This is a genomic window from Algoriphagus sp. A40 (genome assembly GCF_002002735.1).
GTDB lineage: Bacteria > Bacteroidota > Bacteroidia > Cytophagales > Cyclobacteriaceae > Algoriphagus.
On the sequence record NZ_MUNY01000015.1, the window covers coordinates 1 to 407 of the forward strand.

The 407-nt window shown below is 59.5% G+C and carries 1 protein-coding gene; it reads right to left on the minus strand.

Going from position 1 to position 407, the window contains the following annotated elements; translation table 11 throughout:
- On the minus strand, positions 1 to 263 hold a 263-nt coding region (locus B0E43_RS23295), incomplete at its 3' end, for a hypothetical protein (protein ID WP_371454097.1).
- Positions 264 to 407 lie beyond the last annotated feature (144 nt).

The following is a 407-nucleotide window of genomic DNA, read 5'->3' on the forward strand; positions in this document are numbered from 1 at the left end:
GCTGCAAGCGTGATCGCTCCCAGCTTGTCGTCGTTCACTGCCAAACCGGTCAGGGTCACTTCGCCTGTGTTCGTTATGGTATAGGTATAGGTAATCACCTGGCCCGCTTCGGTCACTTGCGTCACGTCCGCCAACTTGGTGATGTCCACCAAGGCCGCTCCGTTCACCGCTACCGTCTCGGTCGCACTGTCGGTCGCTTCCTCTTCGCTGCTCACACTCGCCACGTTCACAATGTCCAAGCCCGCATCTATGTCGGACTGCAACACCGTGTAGGTCGCCGTGCCGCTCGTGCTCGCCCCGGGGGCCAGTGTCGTCGCTGCAAGCGTGATCGCTCCCAGCTTGTCGTCGTTCACTGCCAAACCGGTCAGGGTCACTTCGCCTGTGTTCGTTATGGTATAGGTATAGGT